At 72.4% G+C, this 17171-nt stretch carries 15 protein-coding genes; 8 read left to right on the forward strand and 7 right to left on the reverse strand.

Annotation, left to right across the window (positions count from 1 at the left end):
- Positions 1–63 precede the first annotated feature (63 nt).
- The gene (locus ACGF0J_RS31080; protein ID WP_393151507.1) at positions 64–1197 is read left to right on the forward strand and encodes a hypothetical protein; all 1134 of its coding nucleotides are present in this window, start codon (positions 64–66) and stop codon (positions 1195–1197) included.
- Entirely contained in the window at positions 1194–2159 is a 966-nt protein-coding gene (locus ACGF0J_RS31085; RefSeq protein ID WP_393151509.1) for an SIS domain-containing protein, read from the forward strand. Before ACGF0J_RS31080 ends, ACGF0J_RS31085 begins: the two co-directional genes overlap by 4 nt.
- Positions 2160–2168: 9 nt before the next feature.
- Here the strand turns inward: ACGF0J_RS31085 and ACGF0J_RS31090 are convergent, their stop codons facing one another.
- Both ACGF0J_RS31090 and ACGF0J_RS31095 read right to left on the reverse strand, forming a co-directional pair.
- On the reverse strand, positions 2169–2483 hold the full coding sequence (locus tag ACGF0J_RS31090; RefSeq protein WP_393151738.1) for a DUF742 domain-containing protein: 315 nt from the start codon (positions 2481–2483) through the stop codon (positions 2169–2171).
- Positions 2484–2549: 66 nt separating this feature from the next.
- Positions 2550–5147 (reverse strand): nitrate- and nitrite sensing domain-containing protein, encoded by a 2598-nt coding sequence (locus tag ACGF0J_RS31095; RefSeq protein WP_393151511.1) that lies wholly within the window; start codon positions 5145–5147, stop codon positions 2550–2552.
- A 343-nt stretch (positions 5148–5490) separates the two neighbouring features.
- Between ACGF0J_RS31095 and ACGF0J_RS31100 the strand changes: the two genes are divergently transcribed.
- The 5 genes from ACGF0J_RS31100 to ACGF0J_RS31120 are packed head-to-tail and all read left to right on the forward strand — an operon-like array spanning position 5491 to position 11366.
- A complete protein-coding gene (locus ACGF0J_RS31100; protein ID WP_393151513.1) occupies positions 5491–6657 on the forward strand; it encodes a glycine betaine/L-proline ABC transporter ATP-binding protein in 1167 nt (388 codons plus the stop codon).
- Complete coding sequence (locus tag ACGF0J_RS31105; protein ID WP_393151515.1) at positions 6654–8588, forward strand: ABC transporter permease; 1935 nt, start codon at positions 6654–6656, stop codon at positions 8586–8588. Before ACGF0J_RS31100 ends, ACGF0J_RS31105 begins: the two co-directional genes overlap by 4 nt.
- Positions 8585–9550, forward strand: a complete 966-nt coding sequence (locus ACGF0J_RS31110) for an ABC transporter substrate-binding protein (protein WP_393151517.1) — start codon at positions 8585–8587, stop codon at positions 9548–9550. The genes ACGF0J_RS31105 and ACGF0J_RS31110 overlap by 4 nt, the downstream gene beginning before the upstream one ends.
- A gap of 51 nt (positions 9551–9601) precedes the next feature.
- Positions 9602–10534 carry an ABC transporter substrate-binding protein gene (locus ACGF0J_RS31115; RefSeq protein WP_393151519.1) on the forward strand — a complete coding sequence of 311 codons (933 nt, stop codon included), beginning with the start codon at positions 9602–9604 and terminating at the stop codon, positions 10532–10534.
- Between the two features lie 31 nt (positions 10535–10565).
- On the forward strand, positions 10566–11366 hold the full coding sequence (locus tag ACGF0J_RS31120; RefSeq protein WP_393151521.1) for a TetR/AcrR family transcriptional regulator: 801 nt from the start codon (positions 10566–10568) through the stop codon (positions 11364–11366).
- A gap of 72 nt (positions 11367–11438) precedes the next feature.
- On the opposite strand, the gene ACGF0J_RS31125 is transcribed toward ACGF0J_RS31120, so the two are convergent.
- The gene (locus ACGF0J_RS31125) at positions 11439–11639 is read right to left on the reverse strand and encodes a hypothetical protein (protein WP_393151523.1); all 201 of its coding nucleotides are present in this window, start codon (positions 11637–11639) and stop codon (positions 11439–11441) included.
- Between the two features lie 55 nt (positions 11640–11694).
- Between ACGF0J_RS31125 and ACGF0J_RS31130 the strand changes: the two genes are divergently transcribed.
- Positions 11695–12441, forward strand: coding sequence for a helix-turn-helix domain-containing protein (locus ACGF0J_RS31130; RefSeq protein WP_393151525.1), 747 nt, complete (start codon positions 11695–11697; stop codon positions 12439–12441).
- Between the two features lie 168 nt (positions 12442–12609).
- On the opposite strand, the gene ACGF0J_RS31135 is transcribed toward ACGF0J_RS31130, so the two are convergent.
- From ACGF0J_RS31135 to ACGF0J_RS31150, 4 genes are read right to left on the reverse strand one after another with little or no spacing between them, the layout of a single operon-like run.
- Complete coding sequence (locus ACGF0J_RS31135) at positions 12610–13188, reverse strand: ATP/GTP-binding protein (RefSeq protein ID WP_393151528.1); 579 nt, start codon at positions 13186–13188, stop codon at positions 12610–12612.
- Positions 13169–13531, reverse strand: coding sequence for a DUF742 domain-containing protein (locus tag ACGF0J_RS31140; RefSeq protein ID WP_101790383.1), 363 nt, complete (start codon positions 13529–13531; stop codon positions 13169–13171). The genes ACGF0J_RS31135 and ACGF0J_RS31140 overlap by 20 nt, the downstream gene beginning before the upstream one ends.
- 26 nt (positions 13532–13557) lie before the next feature.
- Positions 13558–13980 (reverse strand): roadblock/LC7 domain-containing protein, encoded by a 423-nt coding sequence (locus ACGF0J_RS31145; RefSeq protein WP_113700549.1) that lies wholly within the window; start codon positions 13978–13980, stop codon positions 13558–13560.
- Positions 13981–14005: 25 nt separating this feature from the next.
- Positions 14006–17056: a nitrate- and nitrite sensing domain-containing protein gene (locus tag ACGF0J_RS31150; RefSeq protein ID WP_393151530.1), complete on the reverse strand. Its 3051-nt coding sequence runs from the start codon at positions 17054–17056 to the stop codon at positions 14006–14008.
- Between the last annotated feature and the right edge of the window lie 115 nt (positions 17057–17171).

Genomic DNA, 17171 nt, shown 5'->3' on the forward strand with positions numbered 1-17171 from the left:
TTCCTGACATTGTCACCTGGAAGTATGGTCATGTTGTTGAATCGAGATTCAATATGGGATCGGTTGGTCTCGCTGGGTGAGACCCCTCTCACCGAGCGGGATCATGGCGCGTCGGCCGCGCTTCTCGCCGCGCTCGGCGGTGAGGTGCCGGCCCCGTTCGCCGTCCGCCGGTTCCGTCCGCTGCCCACCTTCTCGCACGGCGACAACGGCCGCCACCCCGGGGGGCCCGCGGAACGCGATTTCGGTAAGCACGTGGACCAGACAAACTATTCGGTCGTCGTGGGTGATCGGGTCGTCGTCAAGTGGCTGACGCCCCCGGTGCCGATGCCCCACCCCACCCCCGAGGTGTTCGCCCACCTCGTCGAGGTGGGCTTCGAGCAGACGGCGCCGCCGTACGCGGCCCTGAGCCGGGTGGACCCCACCGGCGAGACGCTGCTGGCCCTGGTGACGGGCTACCTGCCGCAGGCCCGGGACGGCTGGGAGTGGTGCGTGGACGAGGCCGAGGCGGACCGCACCGCCTTCGCCGCCGACCTCGGCCACCTCGCCGCCGACCTGCACCTGGCGCTGTCCACCTTCCCCGGCGCGCCGGGGAAGACCTCCCCCGCCGGCCAGACCTCCCCCGCCGCCGGATACGCGGCCGCCGAGCGGGCCGGGCGGGCGCTGCGCGAGGCGCTCGACCTCACCGGCGGCGACGACGGCGCGTGGCTGGCCGGCCGGGCCGCCGCACTCCGGCGCGAACTGGAGCCGCTGACCGCCCCCGTCACCAGCCCGCTCATCCGCATCCACGGCGACCTGCACGTGGGCCAGATCCTGCGCTGGCGCGACGGCTACGCCGTGATCGACTTCGACGGCAACCCGACCGTCACCGGCGCGGAGCCGTACCAGCCCGCCGCCCGCGACGTCGCCCAGCTCGCCACGAGCCTGGAGCACGTGGCCCAGGTCGCCGTCAGACGACGCGGCACTCCGCCCGCCGCGGCGGCCGGCTGGGCGCGGCGGGCCCGCGAGGCCATGCTGGCCGCCTACCGGAGCCGGCTGGCCGAGCGCGACAGGTCCGGCCTGCTCGACGAGTCGCTGCTCCGCCCGTTCGAGATCGAGCAGGAATGCCGGGAGCTCATCTACGCCGCCCGGCACCTGCCCCGCTGGCGCTACGCCCCCATGGGCGTGCTGCGCACCTGGTATCCCGAGGAGACCCCGTGAACCCCGAGCTGTACCTGGCCGACCTGGAGGCCAAGCCCGCCACCCTCGCCACCCTCGCCGCGACGCTGGAGGAGACCGACCCGTTCACGGGACTCCCGTCGCGGGTCGAGCGAGTGCTGTTCCTCGGCATGGGCAGCTCCCGGTACGCCGCCGGGGTCGCCGCCCTGCGGCTGCGAGCCGCCGGGATCGACGCCCACGCCGACTACGCCTCGGCCGCCGCCACCTACCCGGCCACACCCGGCACGCTGGTCGTGACGATCTCTGCGACGGGCGGCAGCCGCGAGACCCTCGACGCCGCCGCCCGCTACGCCGGCACCCCGGCGTTCACGGCCGCGGTCACGAACGCGCCAGGCTCCCCCGTCACCGAGGGCGCCCGCCTGGTGGTCCCGCTGCACGCGGGCGAGGAGCGTGGCGGGGTGTCCTGCCGGACGTTCCAGCACACGCTGGCGCTGCTGCTCGCCCTGGAGTCACGACTCACGGCCACCGGCCGCGACGTGCCGGCCCTGGTCCGGCGCACCGCCGAGGCCACCGCCGACCTGCTGGACCGCCGCGACGCCTGGCTGCCCCGCGCGCTGGAGCTGCTGGACGGGCCGCACGGCGTCTACACGATCGCCCCCGCCGAGCGGCTGTCGTCGGCGGAGCAGTCGGCGCTGATGGTGCGCGAGGGGCCGCGCCGCCCCGCGGACGCGTGCGAGACGGGCGACTGGGCGCACGTGGACGTGTACCTCACCAAGACGCTCGACTACCGCGCGCTGCTGTTCCCCGGCTCCCGCTACGACGCGCAGGCCATGGACTGGGTGCGGCAGCGCGGCTCCACGGTGCTCGCGGTCGGCGGCGAGGTGGACGGGGCCGCGGGGACGATCCGCTACCGGCACGACGACGACGCCGAGGTCGCGCTGCTGACCGAGACGCTGGTCGCCGAGCTGGTGGCCGCCCACTGGTGGTCGGCCACGGCCGGGTGACCAGGCCGCTCACAGGCGGCGCAGGCCGGTGAGGACCCGTTCGAGCAGACGCGTGTCCGGGCGGCCCGCCTCGTGCTGCGGCTGGTAGACCCGGACGAGCCCTTCGGCCTCCATGTCCGCCACCAGCACCCTGGCCACCCCGAGCGGGATGGCCAGCAGCGCGGACACCTCCGCCACCGACCGCACCTGACGGCACAGCTCGCTGATCGCCCGGTACTCCCGGGGGTAGGCCAGGCCGAGCTGGGCGGACGTCGCCGAGGAGACGAGCGCCTCCATGGCCAGCCCGTTGCGCGGCGCCGTGCGCCCGCCGGTGACGGCGTACATCCGGACCAGGGAGCTGCGCTCGGGCTCCGGCTCGCCGTCATGCCACGATGCCAACGTCGCCTCCTCTCACTCGTCCTCCTGCAGCTCGGCCCGGCCCTTGCGGACGCCCTGCTGGTAGCTGGCCAGCCTGCTGCGCAGCCGGTCCGGCGACACCGGTGGCGGTGGCGGGGCCGGCGCGGCGGGGGCCGCCGAGCCGGGCACGAGGTTGGCCTTCGGTGTCCGCTTGGGCAGCCCGGACGACGTGGTGCCGTCGCGCAGCGGCTCGCCGACCACGCCGGCGGCCTGCCATCCGGTGTCGGCCGGGGTCGCCCAGGTCTGCTCGCGCTGTTCGGGGACGACCGGCTGCTTGGTGAACCAGCTGCTCGGCTCCATGGAGGCGTAGATCGGCAGGAAGTCGTCCGGCGCCTCGGCGGGCGGGGCGGGCTGCGGGGTGGGGGCGGGCACCGGTAGCTCGACCGAGTGCGTGTGGTCCTGGGCGAACCAGGACGATTCCTCGCCCGGGATGACGCCGTCGAACGACGGGTGCCCGTGGCCGGGCATCGACGGGGTGGGCGCCGACGCCACGGGCGCGAACGGCGCGGTCTCGGCGAGACCGGGCGCGCGCCTGGGCGCGGAGCCGTGCATCGGGACCTGCAGCGGGACCTGCGGGACCTGCATCGGGATGTGCGCCGCGGGCCCGTGTGCGGCCGCGGGCGGCGTCGCTCCCGGGATCGGCGTGAGCAGTGTCTCGGGCAGCAGGACCATGGCGGTCAGCCCGCCCACGTCCTGGCGGCGGAGCTGGACGCGGATGCTGTGCCGCAGCGCCAGCCGGCCGACCACGAACAGGCCCATCCGCCGGGAGACCGACACGTCGACGACGGGCGGGTGCGCCAGGCGATGGTTGGCCTGGGCGAGCTCCTCCGGTGTCATGCCGATGCCGTGGTCGGACACCGCGATCATCAGCCCGCCGCCGTCGATGTGGTTGCTGGAGACGACGACCCTGGTGTCGCTGGAGGAGAACGAGACGGCGTTCTCCACCAGCTCGGCGAGCAGGTGCACGACGTCCGTCACGGCCTGGCCGGCGATGGCCGCCTCGGAGCGCACCTGGACGCTCACGCGGTCGTAGCTCTCCACCTCGCCGAGCGCCGCGCGGACCACGTCGAGCAGCTCGACCGGCTGGCTCCACTTGCGCGCGGCCTCCTGACCGGCGAGGACGAGGAGGTTCTCGCTGTTGCGGCGCATGCGGGTGGCCAGGTGGTCGAGCTTGAACAGGTCGCCCAGCCTCGTGTCGTCGCGCTCGCCGCGCTCCAGCCGTTCGATCAGCGTGAGCTGCCGTTCGACGAGGGTCTGGCTGCGCCGTGACAGGTTGACGAACATGGCGTTGACGTTCGAGCGGAGCCTCGCCTCGTCGCCCGCCAGCCGTACGGCCTCGCGGTGCACCTCGTCGAAGGCGCGGGCCACCTCGCCGACCTCGTCCCTGGAGAAGACGCCGATCGGCTGGATGTCCACGTCCACCGCGCCGTCGCGGGCCTCGCGCAGCCGCTGGACGAACTGCGGCAGCCGGTGGCCGGCGATCTCCAGTGCCTCGCCGCGCAGCCGGCGCAGCGGGCGGACCAGCGACCTGGCCACGCCGGTGGTGATCAGCAGGACGGCCACGAGGAGCGCGAGCACGGCGGCGGCGACGACGTAGGCGCGCCGCTGCTCGGTCTCGCTGAGCGCCTGGCTGCGGGCGACGATGCCGGCCGCCTGGCGGCGCTCGACCGTGCGCAGCGCGTCGACGATCACGCCGGCCGCCTCGGACCACTCGCGGGCGTCGTCGCGTCTGGCGAGGTCGAGGCCGCGCAGCGGCTGCCCGGCCGTGGCCCGGATGAGCACCAGCTCGCGCAGGAACAGCATGCGGTCGGAGGGGCGGCCGTTGACGGTCTCGTCGAAGAAGCGGCGTTCGGCGGCGGTGGCCTCGGCGGCGAAGCGGCGGCGCTCGGCCTGCTCGCGGGAGATCTCGCCGAGGAATCGCTGGAGCTGCTGGGCGTCGAAGGCGCCCTCCGCCAGGACGGTGGTGACCAGGGCCTGCTGCACCGCGACGCTCTCCTTGGCCCTGGCCAGCGCGTCGAGCATGCGGATCTGGCGGAAGAGCTCGTCGTCCTGGCTGCCCTTGACCAGTTCGGTGTGGACGGACAGCAGGTCGCCGAGGATCGTGGTGTAGAGGTCGACGGCCGCGGCGGGCAGCAGGTCTCCGTCGAGGGCCTGGTCGCGCAGGGCGACGAGGTCGCCGAACCTGCTGACCATGGCCTCCAACTGGTCGGCGGTGCGGCCGGTGACCGCGCCGCGCAACTCGTCGGCGCCGCTCCTGACCTGCTCGATCGACTGGTCCACCGCTGCCGTGCGCTGGCGGACGGCGCGCACGGCGTCGTCGGGGCGGCCTCTGGCGATGTGCCAGGCGACCTGCGCCCGTTCCGCCGACAGCGCGTGGGTGAGGCCGCCCACCCGCTCCGACAGGCGCGCGAGCTGGTTGGTGCGGGCGTAGTCGGCCGCCGCGCCGGTCGAGGCGAACACCTGCACGCCGCCGAGCAGCACGGTGGCGGCGGTCGGGACGAGGATGAGGGCGACGAGCCGGGCGCGGACGCGCCAGTTGCGCAGGCGCCAGCTCCCCCCGTGCGCCTGCCGCACGTCTGTTTCTGTACTCACCGAACGCAACCCCTCGCCCGATATCGGCGTATGTGGAGGCCTGGGACTCCGGAGAAAAATGCAACAGGTCCGGGCAATTGGAGCACAATGCTCACGGTCCAGCCAAGGATCAAAAGGTGACAAAAGTTAACTGGCGTCTCCCGCGCACCGCAAAGTTGGGGCTCCATCTTCTTGATCGCTTTGCCGGATGGCGTGAGAGGAAAGCCGCTGCCCTCCCTCTCTGGGCGGATAAATACGGCCATCCGATATCGCCGGAGGTGACAGGGGGCCGACGCGCCGCGGCGGCATTGAGATTTGCGTTATACGGGCCCTATGTTGAGCCCCGATCAACGAGGAGGCGAGCGTGGGGGATTCTCCCGACAGTGCGGCCATCGAGGTCGCCGGGCTGTGGAAGATCTTCGGCCCGAGAGCGGAACGGGTGCTGGAACGCGACGACAGGTTCCTCGACCCCGCCGCGCTGCGGGCGAAGACGGGCTGCACCGCCGCCGTCAGAGACGTCGGCTTCACCGTACGGCCCGGCGAGGTGTTCGTCGTCATGGGCCTGTCCGGCAGCGGCAAGTCCACCCTCGTCCGGTGCCTCATCCGGCTGGTCGAGCCGACGGCCGGGCGGATCAGCATCGACGGCGAGGACATCGGCCGGGCCTCCCCCGCCCGGTTACGCGACATCCGGCGCCACCAGGTCAGCATGGTGTTCCAGCATTTCGGCCTGCTGCCGCACCGGCGGGTGATCGACAACGTCGCCTACGGCCTGGAGATCCAGGGCATGGCCAAGGCGGCCCGGCACGCCCGCGCCACGGAGATCCTGTCGCTCGTCGGCCTCGACGGCCATGCCGGTTCCTACCCCGACCAGCTGTCCGGCGGCATGCAGCAGCGGGTGGGCCTGGCCAGGGCGCTGGCCGTCGATCCGCGGGTCATGCTGTTCGACGAGCCGTTCAGCGCGCTCGACCCGCTCATCCGCCGCGACATGCAGGCCGAGGTCATCCGGCTGCACCGCGAGGTCGGCAAGACCATGGTCTTCATCACCCACGACCTGTCGGAGGCGCTCAAGCTGGGCGAGCGCATCGCGATCATGCGGGACGGACGGATCGTCCAGGTCGGCACCCCCGAGGAGCTGGTCGGCGCCCCCGCCGACGACTACGTGGCCGACTTCGTCCGCGACGTGCCGCGCAGCCACGTGCTGACGCTGCGCTGGATCTGCCGCGACCCCGAGCCGGGAGAGCCGCTCGACGGCCCCGAGCTGCCCGCGGCCACGCTGGTCAAGGACGCCATCGCCGCGGCGTCGGCGTCCTCGCGCCCCATCAGGGTCGTCGACGGCGACCGGCTGGCCGGGGTGGTGGACCGGGTCGACCTGCTCACCTTCCTGTCAGGCCTCTCCGGCCACGACACCCACCCCGGCGCCAACACCGGCCCCGACACCGGCCACGGCGACCGGCACGACACCGACCGGCGCGACACCGACGGGCGCGGCACCGACCGGCGCGACACCGGCCGGGCACGGGCGGGCACATGAGCACCGCGGCCGTCTCCACCCCCTCCCGCCCGCACCTGCCGAGATGGGCCGCCCCCGCCGGGGTCGTCGTGCTGTTCGCCGTCGCCTACCTCGCCTTCCGGGGCACGGCGACGCTGCCCCACGACGACGAGGCCGCGCCGTTCGTGGCGATCACCGAGGCGCGCGAGTGGGTGGACCTGAGCAAGGACTCCAACCCGCTCTTCCTCTACTTCGTCAACTACGTCCGCCTGCTGGTCGGCTGGATCCACGTCACCTTCGCCGGGGCGCTGCACGCGCTCGGCTGGCCGGGCCTGCTCGGGCTCATGGGCGCCGTGGGCTGGCTGGCCGGCGGCTGGCGGATCTCCCTGCTGGGCGTGGCCGGCTTCGCCGCGTTCGGCGTGCTGGGCGTGTGGGAGTCGAGCGTCGACACGCTCGCCCTGGTCGGCACGGCGGTGCTGCTGTCGCTCGGCGCCGGCCTGCCGCTGGGCGTGTGGGCCGGGCGCTCGCCCCGGCTGCGCCGGGCGCTCAACCCGGTGCTGGACGTCATGCAGATCATGCCGACCTTCGCCTACCTGGCGCCGATGGTGCTGTTCTTCCACATCGGCGCGCCGGCGGGCGCGATCGCCACCATGATCTACGCGATCCCGCCGGCCATCCGCATCACGGCGCTGGCCATCGACCAGGTCTCCCCCGCCGCCGTCGAGGCGTCCTCCTCGCTCGGCGCGACGCGCTGGCAGACGCTGCGCAAGGTGCACCTGCCGCTGGCCCGCTCGACGATGACGCTGGCGGTCAACCAGACCATCATGATGGCGCTGTCGATGGTGGTCATCGCCAACCTCATCAGCGCGCCGGGCCTGGGCTCCGACATCATCCGCGGCCTGTCGCGGCAGAACGTCGGCATCATGCTCCCCGCCGGGCTGGCGATCGTCGTCATGGCGGTGGTGCTCGACCGGACCACGATGGCCGCGGCGCGGCGGCGCCCGGGCGACGGCGGGCAGCCCGCCGGGCCGGTCGGCGGGTGGACGCGCGTGGCCGGCGCCGCCGTGCCGGCCGTGGCGGGCCTGGCGCTGGCGTACGCGCTGCCGGGCGCCTGGCCCGCCGGCTGGGTGCTGCCGATGGCCGGCCCGGTCAACGACGCGGTGCGATGGGCCGAGACCACCTGGTACGGCGTCACCGAGTCGGTCAAGGACGTGACGAGCGAGGTCGTGCTCAACCCGCTGCAGGGCCTGCTCACCTCCGCGCCGTGGTGGCTGGTGGCCGCCGCCGTCCTGCTGGCCGCCTGGTGGGCGAGCGGGCCGCGGCCGGCGCTCACGGCGCTCGGCTGCCTGCTGGCCATCGCGCTGCTGGGCCTGTGGGAACACAGCATGGTGACGCTGTCCATGGTGATCGTCGCCGTGCTGGCCGTGCTGGGCGTCGGCCTGGTGCTGGGCGTGGCCGCGGCCCGCTCGCCGCGCCTGTCCGCCGTGCAGCGGCCGCTGCTCGACGCGGCCCAGACCATGCCGTCGTTCGTCTACCTGCTGCCCGCCCTGGCGTTGTTCGGGCCCACCAAGTTCACCGCGATCTTCGCCTCCGTGATCTACGCGGCGCCGCCGGTCGTGCGGCTGGTGGAGGAGGGCGTGCGGAACGTGCCGCCCGCGGTCGTCGAGGCCGCCCTGTCCGCCGGTTCCACCCCCGGCCAGTTGCTGCGCAAGGTGCAACTGCCGATGGCCCGCGAGTCGATCCTGCTGGCCGCCAACCAGGGCATCGTGCTCACCCTCGCCATGGTCGTCCTGGGCGCGCTCGTCGGCGGCGGGGCGCTGGGCTACGACGTGGTCTCCGGGTTCTCCCAGCGCACCGACTTCGGCATGGGCTTCGCCGCCGGAGTGGCGATCGTGCTGCTCGGGATCATGCTCGACCGCATCACGCAGGGCGCCGACAGCCGCCCGTCCCCCCACCGAAGGATGTCTCCATGAAGATTCGCCTGCTCGCAGGCCTGCTCGTGCTCGGACTCGCCGCGGGATGCGGTGGCGCCAAGGTGGCGGACACGCCCACGTCCGCCGCCTCGCGACCCGCCGCGAGCGCGTCGGGAGGCGGCACCGTGAAGATCGCGGTCAACCCCTGGGTGGGGTACGAGGCGAGCGCCAACGTGCTGGCCTACCTGCTGAGGAACGAGCTGGGGTACACCGTCGAGCTACCGGAGATCAAGGAGCAGCTCGCCTGGGAGGGTTTCGAGACCGGCGACGTGGACGTCATCGTCGAGAACTGGGGCCATCCCGACCTGAAGAAGAAGTTCATCGAGGAGAAGAAGGTCGCCCAGGAGGCCGGCTCGACGGGCAACAAGGGCGTCATCGGCTGGTACATCCCCAAGTGGATGGCGGACGAGCACCCCGGCATCACCGACCACAAGAACCTCAACAAGTACGCCCACCTGTTCAGGACCTCGGAGTCGGGCGACAAGGGCCAGTTGCTGTTCGGCGACCCGTCGTACGTGAGCAACGAGGACGCGCTGATCAAGAACCTCAAGCTGGACCTCAAGGTGGTCACCGGCGGCAGCGAGGCGGCGCTGATCAAGGCCGCGCAGCAGGCGCAGGCGCAGCGGGAGCCGCTGCTGTTCTACTTCTGGGACCCGCACTGGCTCTTCAGCAAGACCGAGCTGGTCAGGGTCAACCTGCCGCCGTACACCGAGGGCTGCGACGCCGACCCCAAGAAGGTAGCCTGCGACTACGCGGAGATGGACCTCGACAAGATCGTGAGCACGAAGTTCGCGCAGTCCGGCGGCAAGGCCTACGAGCTGGTGAAGAACTTCAGCTGGAGCAACGAGGACCAGAACGCGGTCGCCGACGACATGACCAACAACGGCATGACCGGTGAGCAGGCCGCGAAGAAGTGGATCGAGGCCAACCCCGCCAAGTGGCAGGCCTGGATCCCGACGTAACCCCCCTCGACCGGGCTCCGCCGCGGCGGGGCCCGGCACCCGGAGATCCCCATGCGAAAGACACTCCTGGCGCCGCTCGCGGCGGTCCTGATGCTGACGGCGTGTTCCGGCGAGGAGCCCGCGCCCATCCCCCAGGCCACGAAAGTGGTCAAGATCGACGTGCACGCCTGGGACGGCTACGCGGCCCAGGCCGCCGTGCTGGCCCACCTGCTGGAGCGCCGGCTCGGTTACGAGGTGCGCACGCGGGAGATGAAGGAGGAGGACTCCTGGGCGGACCTCGAGACCGGCGAGGTGGACGTCATCGTCGAGAACTGGGGCCGTGCCGACCTGAAGAAGAAGTTCATCGAGGAGAAGAAGGTCGCGCTCTCGGCGGGTCTCACCGGGAACAAAGGCGTGATCGGCTGGTATGTCCCCGAATGGATGGTCAAGAAGTATCCGGACATCACCGACTGGCGCACCCTGAATAAGTACGCGCCGCTGTTCCGGACCGACAAGTCCGGGCAGGCCGGCCAGTTCCTTGCCGGCGACCCGACGTTCGTGACCAACGACGAGACTCTCGTCAAGAATCTCGGCCTCAATTACAAGGTCGTCTACTCCGGCAGCGAGGCGGCGTTGATCAAAGCCGCGCGGGAGGCGACCAAGAACCGCGAACCGCTGCTGATGTATTTCTACGACCCGCAGTGGCTGTTCGCGAAGATCAAACTCGTCAAGATCAACCTGCCGCCGTACGCCATAGGCTGCGACGCGCAACCGGCGAAGGTCGCCTGCGACTATCCGCCCTACCTCCTCGACAAGATCGTCAGCCGGTCGTTCGCCGAGCGGGGCGGCAAGGCCTACGAGCTGGTCCGCAACTTCTCCTGGACCAACGAGCACCAGAACGCGGTGGCCGGCGACATGGTCGACAACGACCTGACGCCCCAGCAGGCCGCCGAGCGGTGGGTGGCCGAGAACAAGATCGTGTGGAAGGACTGGATCCCGCGCTGACCCAGCCGGCCGTACGGTGTACCGTACGAAGATGACCATGGAGTACAGCGGCAAGGGCGACCCGGCGCGCAGTCTCGCGCTGCTCTGGCGCACCAGCGAACGGGCCAGCCGCAAGGGCAAGCCCGATCTCAGCGTCGACCGGATCGTCCGCGCCGCGATCGAGGTCGCCGACGCCGAAGGGCTCCACGGGCTGTCCATGCGCCGCGTGGCCGAGCGGCTCGGCGTGGGCACGATGTCGCTCTACACGTACGTGCCCGGCAAGCCGGAGCTGCTCGACGTCATGCTCGACACCGTCTACGGCACCGTCTACGACACTGCCTACGGCGAGACCCTCCCGGAGGACATGCCCGGCGGCTGGCGCGAACGGCTGACGCACATCGCCCGCGCGAACTGGGCGCTCTACCGCCGCCACCCCTGGCTGCTGCAGGTCGCGACCAGCCGGCCGGTGCTGGGGCCCAACGTCACCGCCAAGTACGACCACGAACTGCGGGCGATCGACGGCATCGGGCTGACCGACGTGGAGATGGACCAGGTGATCACCCTGGTGACCGGGTTCGTGCACGGCACGGCCCGCGGCGCGGTGGAGGCGTCGCAGGCCGAGAGCCAGACGGGGATGTCCGACGAGCAGTGGTGGGCGGCGCACGCGCCGTTCCTCGGCCGGATCGGCGACGCCGCCCGCTATCCCACCGCCGCGCGGGTGGGCCAGGCGGCGGGTGAGGCGCTGGGTGCCGCCTACAGCGCGGAGCACACCTTCGAGTTCGGCCTGGAATGCCTTCTGGACGGCATCGAGGCCCTCATCAACCGCCGCACGGGGCCTTCCGCCCGGCCCTGAGCCCCGTCCGGGGCCCGCGGCCGTCAGGCGCGCTCCTGCCGGCTTTTCGGGGCGGGCTCAGCGGGGAGGGGCTCAGCGGGGCTCGGGTGAGGTGGCGGCCACCAGCGCGATCCGGTGCTGGCGGGGGCTGGGCGGGTAGGCCCAGGTGACGCCCGGGCCGTCGCCCGCGATCACGTGTGACACGACGGTCCGCAGCAGCGCGTCGGCGGTCGCACCCGGCTGTTCGGCGCGCGCCACCCGGTAGCGGTCCAGAATCCGGCCCAGGTCCACCATCAGAGCCTCCCGAGGGGACCGGCGGCTTCGGCCGCCGGGGGAATGCGTGCATGTCGTGATTGTTGCCTCCAGCCGCGCATGGGAGCTTGTACGAAACGATCGACGGCTCGTCTTCGTCTCCAGCCCTGAAGCGACACTCTTCGCCGAGACCCGCGCGTGCAGCGTCACCCGCCCCTGCCACCCGGCGTGGAAGGTCGTCCTGCCGATCGGCGGCCACGTCGAGGCCGAGGCGGGCGGGAGCCGTACCGTCGCGGCGGCTGGAGTGATCGTGCCCCCTCAGCTCGCCCACACCTGTGCCGCGTCGTCGTCCTATGCCGCCCTCTTCATCGACCCCTGGGTGCTCCGTCCCGGACTGGGGCTCATCCCCCTCGACAGGGCCGCGGCACGGCGGATGCTCGCGGCACTGGGTCCCGCCGGCTTCCCTGGCACCGGGGCCGATCTCGCCGCCGCCAAGGCCGAGCTCACCGAGCTGACCGGAGCGGGTCACGCCCTCGATCCACGCGTGGCCCACGCAGTCCAGGAGAGCACCCGTGCCGATTCCGCCGCGCAGATCCGAGGAATCGCCGCCGATGTCGGGCTTTCGCCGTCCCGGATGCGCGCCCTCGTCCGTGCCTCCGTCGGGATCCCACTCGTGCGGCTGCGGCGATGGTCACGGCTGCGCGCGGCCATCGCCGGCCTCCCCGGCGAATCGGTGGCCGCAGCCGCGGCATCCGCGGGCTTCGCCGACCAGGCTCACCTGACCCGCACGGCGCGAGACCTCCTCGGACGCGCACCTGCCTCCATCGGACGGGCACATCGCTGAGTCGGCCGGACGTCTGCCGAGTGCGGCCGGACGTCGCCCGGCTCATGCCGCTGCCGCACGCCGTCCCCGGGCGCGGCAAGCACTGCCGTTCACGGCAGGGCCCTCAGCCTGGCCTGCGCGCTCACCTGCCGGCGCCGCCTCGCCTCATCGCGTCAGGCCCTCCAGGCGCTAGGAAACGGGCGCGGCGCGCAGCCGGACGACGTGCTCGACCAGCGAGATCAGCGTCGCCTTCACCGACTCGCGGTTCCGCGCGTCCGTCCGCACGATCGGCACGTGGGCCGGCAGGGCCAGCGCCTCGCGCACCTCGTTCTCCGAGTGCGGGAACTGCCCGTCCCAGCCGTTGACGCCGACGACGAACGGCAGCTTCGCCTCCTCGAAGTAGTCGATCGCGGGGAAGCTGTCAGCCAGCCGCCGCGTGTCGAGCAGCACCACCGCGCCGATGGCGCCGCGGACGAGGTCGTCCCACATGAACCAGAACCGGTGCTGTCCCGGCGTGCCGAACAGGTAGAGGATCAGGTCCCGGTCCAGCGACAGCCGGCCGAAGTCCATGGCGACGGTCGTCGTCTGCTTGTTGGGGGTCATGCCGAGATCGTCGATGCCCGCGGACGCGTCGGTCATGACGGCCTCCGTGGTCAGCGGCAGGATCTCCGAGACCGCCCCCACGAACGTCGTCTTGCCGACGCCGAACCCACCCGCGACGACGATCTTCGTCGATGTGAGGCCGGCGCTAGAGCCTGCGAAGTCCACTGAGCACCCTTTCGAGCATGTTGAGGTCTGGCTGTCCCTGGCTGAGGCGCGGCTGGTGGAGGCGGACGAGTCCTTCGTCGGACATGTCCGCCACCAGCACCCGCGCCACGCCCAGCGGGACGCGGAGCAAGGCCGAGATCTCGGCGACCGACCGGAACGTGCGGCAGAGCTGCATGATGGCCTCCTGCTCGGGGGTGAGCAGGGCCATCTCGTCGTCCGGGATCGACATGGACGAGATCAGCGTCTCCATCGCCAGGTGGTAGCGCGGCTCGGATCGGCCGCCGGTCACCGCGTACGGACGGAACAGGGGCTCGTCGTCCCCGGTCCCGTCAACGCCGTACACGACCCACTCCCATCAGTGTCATCCCATCACCGAGTCCTTGCCGCCTGCAGCTCCGCGCGCAGTGCGGGAGTCAGCACCTGTCCGGCCCGGTCCACCAGCAGGGTCATCTGGTAGGCGACGAGCCCCATGTCGCAGTCGGGCGCGGCCAGCACGGTGATCACCGAGCCGTCGCTGATCGCCATCACGATGAGCAGGCCGCGCTGCATCTCGACCACGGTCTGCGTCACGGCTCCGCCCTCGAACACGCGGGACGCGCCCACGGTCAGGCTCAGCAGGCCGGCCGACACCGCGGCGAGCTGGTCGGCCCGGTCCGGCGGGAAGCCCTCGGAGCTCGCCAGGCACAGACCATCGGCGGAGACGACGACCGCGTGCGCGACCCCGGGCGTGTTCCGCACGAAGTCGGTGATCAGCCAGTCGAACCGATGCGCCTCGTGGCTAAGGGTTGTCACTCGCCCTCCCTGGCAGGACGCTCGCTCACTCTCGTTCCTCCTGTTCGCGTACTTCCGCACGCCCGCGCCGCACTCCCTGCTGGAAGCTGGCCATCCTGTTGCGCATGCGCTCGGCGGACACCGGCGGCGCCGGAGCCCGCTGCGCCTGCCGCTGCGGCTGGGCGCTCGACGTGCTCGCCGTGCCGGGCACCAGGTTGGCCTTGGGGGTGCGCTTGGGCAGCCCGGCGGCGGTGATGCCGCCGAGACTGGGGTCGCTGGCGGCCGCCGCCGCACGCCAGCCGGCGTCCGCGGCGGTTCGCCATGCTTCCTCCCCAGAGGGTACGGCTTGTGCGGCCGTTACCTCACCCGGGTTACCGGCTGGCGCGGCCGAAGCGGGCGCCTGCTCACCGGGTGGCCTGCGGAACCACGCCGACTCCACCGAGGCGAAGATCGGCAGGAACTCCTCGCCGGAGTCCATGGGTGAGACGTCCACCGACGGATGCGGGTCGGGCCGGCGCACCTCCGCCGTGCTGAACGACGGCGTGGGCGGCGCTGCGGGAGGCGGGGCCGGGAAGCCCCGGCCCGTGGACTCGGTGCTCGGGTAGGACGGGAAGCCGGGCCGGTCCGTGCCGGGCCCGCCCGCGCCGAGCCCGTCCGCGCCGAGCCGGTCCGCGCCGGGCCGGTCCGTGCTGGGCCGGTCCGTGCTGGGCCGCTCCGTGCTGGGGTAGGAGGGGCTCGGGTACGACGGGTAGCCGCCGGTGTCGAACGACTGCTGCCGGAAGGCGCCGCCGTCCGTGTCGGCCGTGAAGCGGGACGCGCCGTTGCGCCCGGGCAGGGGACCGTTCGCGCCGCCGGCGCCTTTCGCGCCGCCGCTCCCCGTTCCGTTCACGCCGGTGCCCGGAGCCGTGACCGGCCCGGCGGCGGAGCCGGGACCCGCCGCGGGACCCGTGGCGGCCGGGCCGCCGCCGCGGGCGGCGTGCGCGCCGAAGGTGTCGAGGCTGTTGAACGAGCGGAACGTGCCGTTCTGCACCGGGACGGCGCCGGGCCCGCCCGCGGGCGGCACGGCTGCGCCGGAACCGCCGAAGGCGGGACGCTGCGGCAGCGGCTTCTGGGTCCCGTCGGGGATGAGCGCCGGAGGCAGCAGCACCATGGCGACCAGGCCGCTGCCGCCGGCCTTGCGGAGCTGGACGCGGATGCCGTGGCGCAGCGCCAGGCGGCCGACCACGAACAGGCCCATCCGGCGGGAGACGGAGACGTCGACCACGGGCGGCTCGGCCAGGCGGCGGTTGGCCTCGGCCAGTTCCTCCTCGGTCATGCTGATGCCCGCGTCGGTCACCGACAGCAGCGCGCCGCCCCCGTCGACGAGGCTGCTCGTCACCACCACGGGCGAGTTGCTCGGGGAGAACTGCAGGGCGTTCTCGACCAGCTCGGCCACCAGGTGCACGAGGTCGTTGGCGACGCTGCCGAGGACGGAGGTGCCGCGGTGCACCTTGACCTGGACGCGCTCGTACCCCTCGACCTCCGACAGGGAGGCGCGCACCACGTCGACGAGCTTGGCGGGCTGGCTGCGCCGGCGGGACGGCTCGTGCCCGGCGAGGACCAGGAGGTTCTCGGAGTTGCGGCGCATGCGGGTGGCCAGGTGGTCGAGCTTGAACAGGTCGGCCAGCCGGCCGCCGTCCTGCTCGCCCTTCTCCAGGCCGTCGATGAGCGAGATCTGCCGCTCCACCAGCGTCTGGGTGCGCCGCGAGAGGTTGACGAACATGGAGCTGATGTTGCTGCGCAGCTCCGCCTCCTCGCCGGCGAGCCGGACGGCCTGCCGGTGCACCTGATCGAAGGCGCGCGCGACCTCGCCGATCTCGTCGTTGCCGTCCACGTCGATGGGCCGGACCTCGGGGACCGAGTCGCCGGAGAGGCGGAGCTGGCGCACCACGTCGGGCAGGCGGAACCCGGCGACCTCCAGGGCCTCGGTGCGCAGGCGGCGCAGCGGCGTCACCATGGAGCGGGCGATGGCGACGGTGAGCAGCAGCACGAGGAGCAGCAGCGCCAGGATCAGGGCTCCGGCGATGACCGCGGCGCGGATCTCGGTGTCGCGCAGCTCGCCGCCGCGCAGGGCCAGCGCGCCGCTGATCTCCCTCTCGACCTTGTGCAGAGCGCTGATCGTGGTGGCGTTGTCGGCGAACCACTGGTCGGCCGGGGTGACCTTGGCGTCGGTGGTGGCGAGCAGGTCCTGCCGCAGCCGGACGCCCGGCGCCTTGCCGCTGGCCAGCGTGATCGCGCGGGCCTTGGTCAGCTGGGTGTTGTAGTACTGCGGGATCGTCAGCTCCTTCTGGAGCTTCAGGCCGACCTGCGGGCCCGCCTCCAGGGAGACGGTGGCGATCGCGGCGCGCTGGGCGGCGTTGGACGCGATGAAGCGCTCGACCTCCTTGGCGTCCACGCTGGCGGAGTTGTAGTAGCCCCGCAGGAGCTGGACGCGCTGCCGGGAGACCTCCTCCTTGGCCCGGGCGAGCGCGCTCAGCGCCCGGAACTGGCCGATGATCTGCGGGTCGTCGCTGATGAGGCCGAGCTCGTCGTGCAGCCGGAGCATCGTGTCGAGCAGGGAGTCGTAACGGGTGGTGTCGCGCTGGCCCTCGCCGCGGGTCCGGCCGAGCTGGCTGAGGTCGAGGCGCGCCCGGCGGACGACCTCCTGCACGCGCGTGCCGTAGGACGTGTCCATCGTGTCGAGGTCGGCCTGCACCCGCTTGACCAGGTCGTCCACCGCGGCCTTGCGCTCGGCGTACGGCTTGGCGAGCCGCTTGCGCAGGCTGCGGGCGGCGTCCAGCCAGCCGCCGGTGTCGCGCTCCGCCCCCACGGCCTGGACCAGGTCGCGGATCCGCTCGGCCTGCTGGGCCGCGCGCGTCGTCCGGTCGTAGTCCTCGATGCTCTGCACCGAGCCGACCACGCGCGTTCCCCCGAGCGCGACGCAGACGACGGTGGGAACGAGGATGAGCGCGGTCAGGCGCCACCTGACGCGCCAGTTCCGCAGCCTCAGCCGGGCCAGCGAGCGCTTCCCACGGCCCCGCTCGGCGGGTGTGCCGCTCTCCGAGATCCCCGTTGTCACTGCTCCCGTTACCCCTCAATCATGCCGATTTGTCCCATCTGGCCCTGTAGGACGTCCACAAGGTACTCGTAGCGTCAGACTAAATACGCCAAACCGGACACAATCGTTACACATG

It is taken from the genome of Nonomuraea sp. NPDC047897, assembly GCF_043204415.1.
Classification (GTDB): Bacteria; Actinomycetota; Actinomycetes; order Streptosporangiales; family Streptosporangiaceae; genus Nonomuraea.